Below are 1,474 nucleotides of genomic sequence, written 5' to 3'. Positions count from 1 at the left end.
AATCGAGTAGGAGACTAGCCATTATTTGGCTAGTCGACCTCTCACACCACCGTACATACGGTCCCGTATACGGCGGTTCAACCTCTTAAGTATCTGAGCTCATAAAGTTGGGTTATGTCTTTCAGCCCCCACTTTGTGAGCTTTTCATTTGTTATCGCTCGATTAATAATCTCGTTTCTCGATAGTCGCCAATACCCTTTTCTTGAATGTGCTATTTTCATCGCATCATCATGGTCAATCCCATATTGACGTAATTTCGCATACCTCGTTTTTGGTTTCTTCCATCGCTTCAAAATGAGTTGACGCAATCGATGATTTAACCAACCCTGTATTTCTTTTATGAAGGCTTTCATATTGGCAATTCCATAGTAATTAATCCATCCAACCGTCGTTTGATTGATTCTTTTCACAATCCCTTCAAACGTACCTGCCATTTTACGACTCGTTAATTTTCTTAATTTATCTTTGAATCGTTGTTTAGCAGCTTTACTCGGTCGGCATCCAACTTTCCCATTAAGTTTTGTATGTTAAAACCTAGAAATGTAGCGCTTGTTGCACCACATACTTTACTTTTCTTTTCGTTAATCGTTAGACCTAAATCTTCTTCGATATATTTTTTCACACTTGTCATGACGCGTTCTCCCGCTCTTGGCGTTTTCACGTAAATCACAAAGTCATCTGCGTATCGAATAAAACGATGTCCTCGTTTTTCCAGTTCTCTATCTAGTTTATTTAAATAAACGTTTGCTAGAATAGGAGACAGTGGGCCACCTTGCGGAGCGCCCTCCGTTGTTTCAATGTAAATATCTTTATCAAGAATACCTGAACGTAAGAATTTCCAAATAAGTTTGAGGACAATCTTATCTGTAATGAATTCTTCTAGATACGCTCTTAGTCGTTGGTGATGGATTGTGTCAAAATAGCTTTTTAAATCACAGTCCACCACTGTTCGATATCCTTCTTGATAGTATTGTTCGGCGAGTTCGATTGCCTGATGTGCGTTTCTTCTTTTTCGGAAACCGAAACTATTCTTAGAAAAATGCGGATCAATGATTGGGTCAATTACTTGTAGAATAGCTTGTTGGACTACACGGTCGAGCACGCAAGGGATCCCTAAATATCTCACCCCGCCATCCGATTTTGGAATAGCTACCCTTTTCACTGGTTGCGGTTGGTATGTGCCATCCTTTAGTTTCTTTTTGAGTGGCTCAAAATATTTCCGCAGATGAGATTTTAGTTCGTGAACTGTTATTCCGTCCACACCCGGAGCTCCTCCATTTTCTTTTACCTTTTTAAAAGCTCTCCATAAGTTGCCGTTGGTAACGATTTTATCGATTAAATTGATACCATCTTGTTTCTTCATTTCCATGATTACATCCCTACACGCTCTTATATACTCTTTCGCTTCCAGCTTATCCCTCTATAAGTAGCCATCTTTTGGTCTTTACCTCGATGTTTTCTGTGCTTTGATGGG

Annotated in this window: 2 protein-coding genes; both read right to left on the bottom strand. The window is 39.6% G+C overall.

The features are described from left to right. Positions 1-77: 77 nt before the first annotated feature. The gene (locus ACIQZA_RS25525; RefSeq protein ID WP_400934594.1) at positions 78-434 is read right to left on the bottom strand and encodes a group II intron maturase-specific domain-containing protein; all 357 of its coding nucleotides are present in this window, start codon (positions 432-434) and stop codon (positions 78-80) included. A gap of 20 nt (positions 435-454) precedes the next feature. Next, a complete protein-coding gene (ltrA, locus tag ACIQZA_RS25520) occupies positions 455-1,369 on the bottom strand; it encodes a group II intron reverse transcriptase/maturase (RefSeq protein WP_402884632.1) in 915 nt (304 codons plus the stop codon). Positions 1,370-1,474: the final 105 nt, after the last annotated feature.

The organism is Lysinibacillus sp. NPDC096382 (genome assembly GCF_044762845.1).
Lineage (GTDB): Bacteria > Bacillota > Bacilli > Bacillales_A > Planococcaceae > Lysinibacillus.
This window is presented reverse-complemented; position numbering and strand designations above follow the sequence as displayed.

What these genes read in the sequence shown, in the direction of transcription:
- ACIQZA_RS25525 (WP_400934594.1), bottom strand. Translation starts at nt 434, where the DNA reads ATGGCAGGTACGTTTGAAGGGATTGTGAAAAGAATCAATCAAACGACG.
- ltrA (WP_402884632.1), bottom strand. Translation starts at nt 1,369, where the DNA reads ATGGAAATGAAGAAACAAGATGGTATCAATTTAATCGATAAAATCGTT.